Origin of the sequence: Micromonospora sp. NPDC049089 (assembly GCF_040648775.1) — a bacterium.
Classification (GTDB): Bacteria; Actinomycetota; Actinomycetes; order Mycobacteriales; family Micromonosporaceae; genus Micromonospora.
Map to the genome: position 1 here is coordinate 1 of NZ_JBEZEH010000379.1, position 2146 is coordinate 2146.

Annotated in this window: 2 protein-coding genes; one reads left to right on the top strand and one right to left on the bottom strand. The window is 74.3% G+C overall.

Going from position 1 to position 2146, the window contains the following annotated elements; genetic code table 11:
* The first annotated feature begins 56 nt into the window (after window positions 1–56).
* Window positions 57–464, top strand: a complete 408-nt coding sequence (locus AB0B48_RS32885) for a VOC family protein (RefSeq protein WP_357208500.1) — start codon at window positions 57–59, stop codon at window positions 462–464.
* Between the two features lie 10 nt (window positions 465–474).
* Here AB0B48_RS32885 and AB0B48_RS32890 read toward each other — a convergent pair.
* Window positions 475–2146, bottom strand: a 1672-nt coding sequence (locus tag AB0B48_RS32890; RefSeq protein ID WP_357208501.1) for an acetate--CoA ligase family protein, incomplete at its 5' end; no start/stop codon positions are given.

Genomic DNA, 2146 nt, shown 5'->3' on the forward strand with positions numbered 1-2146 from the left:
GTCGGGGTGCTTGACTGGGGACACCGCCCACCGGCCAACGACCGAGGAGAACGACCATGAACTGGACACTCGAAGTGGTGATCGTGCCGGTCTCGGACGTGGACCGGGCAAAGAAGTTCTACGCCGAACAGCTCGGCTTCACTGTGGACCACGACACCGTGATCAGTGACGACGCGCGCATCGTCCAGCTGACGCCGCCCGGCTCGGGCTGCTCGGTCGTGATCGGCAAGGGCGTCGTCCCGGAGATGCCTCCCGGCTCACTCAAGGGCCTGCAACTGGTGGTGCCCGACCTGAAGCGGGCCCACGAGGAGCTGGTCGAACGGGGTGTGGAGGTCAGCGAGATCCAGGTGGTCGGTCAGAACCCCCGGCCGGTGCCGGATCCACTGGACAATGTGGGCTTCATCTTCTTCGCCGACCCGGACGGCAACACCTGGGGCGTCCAGCAGATCTCCAGCCGTGCCTGACCGGGCACGCTCACAGGCGGCGGGGGCCGGTGTCCGGACGGGCGACCACGCCACCCACCCCCACCTGCGCGTGCAGGATCGAGATGCCATCCGGGCGGGCGAGCACCGGGTTGAGGGTCAGCGAGCGCACCCGGGGTTGTTCGTCGGCGAGCTGACCCACCCGTAGCAGCAGATCGGCCAGGGCCGCCCGGTCGACCGGTGCGGCCCCCCGGTGCCCGCGCAGCAGCGGCGCCGCCCGAGGCTCGTCGACCAGCTCGGCCGCGTCGGTGTCGGTCAGCGGCACCGCCCGCCACGCCCGATCGCCGAGCAGCTCGGTGGCGACGCCGCCCAGGCCGAAGCCGACCACCGGCCCGAACGCGGGGTCTTCCACCACCTCCACCACGCAGGCCACGCCGGGCGGGACCATCGGCTGCACCAGGGCGTCCGCGCCGAAGGTCGCCGCCAGGTCGGTGTACGCCCGGCGGAGGGTCGGCTCGTCGGGCAGGTCCAGCCGGACCGCGCCGAGGTCGAGTCGGTGCCGCAACCCGGGAGCGGCAGCCTTGAGCGCAACCGGGAAGCCCAGCCGCGCCGCCGCGTCGACAGCAGCGTCGACCGAGTCGACAGACACCGAGGCCACCACGTCGATGCCGTACGCGGCCAGCAGCGCACCCGGGTCGGTGCCGTCGGCTCGCAGCGCGGCCTGCGCGGCGGCCCGATCGACGTCGGGCAGCTCCGGTGCCACCCCGGGTGGGCGGCGAAGCCATTCGGCGTACCGGTGGGCGCGGGCGAGCGCGTGGACCGCCTCCTCCACGCCGCCGTACGCCGGCACCCCCGGTGGCAGCCGCCCGACCAGGAACGTCGCCACTGTCGGCTTGCCCAACGCGAGGGCGGCCGGCAGCGCGGCGGTCACGTCGGCGTCCACCTCGGTCAGCTGGCCGGGAAGCGGCGGGGCGAAGACCACCACCAGGGCGTCCACCCGTTCGTCGGCGGCCGTCTCGGCGAGCGCGGCGGCGAACTCGGCGGCACCGGCGCTCGGCCCGACGTCGCGGGGGTATCCGTCGGCCACGCTCAGCCCGTGCCCGACGCAGGCGGTCGCGGCGAGCCCGGTGAGGGCCGAGGAGTTGCCGACCACACCGACCCGGCCGCCGGCCGGCAACGGCTGGTTGGCCAGCAGCACACCCACGTCGAGCAGCTCCGGCACGGTGTCCACCCGAATCACCCCGGACTGGGCGAAGAGCGCCGCCACCGCCACCTCGTCCGGCCCGACGGCGTCACCGACCCCTGGCGGTCGGGCCGGCGAGGCGAGCGCGACCACCGGTTTGGCGCGGCCGATCCGCCGGGCCAGCCGGGCGAACTTGCGCGGGTTCCCGAAGGTCTCCAGGTAGAGCATGATCACGTCGGTGCCGCTGTCGTCCTGCCAGTACTGCAGGAGGTCGTTGCCGGAGACGTCGGCCCGGTTGCCGGCCGAGACGAAGCTGGACAGCCCGAGGCCCCGCCGGTCCGCCTCGGCCAGCAGCGCCACCCCGAACGCACCGGACTGACTGAAGATGCCGACCCGGCCGGCCGGCGGCAACGCCGGGGCGAGGGTGGCGTTGAGGCGTACCGTCGGGTCGGTGTTGGCCACGCCCAGGCAGTTCGGGCCGACGACCCGCATGCCGGCCGCGTGCGCCGCGCGGACCAGCGCCCGCTGGGTGGCCGCGCCC

Excerpts from the sequence above, each read along its gene's own strand:
- AB0B48_RS32885 (WP_357208500.1), top strand. The coding sequence starts at position 57 with ATGAACTGGACACTCGAAGTGGTGATCGTGCCGGTCTCGGACGTGGAC.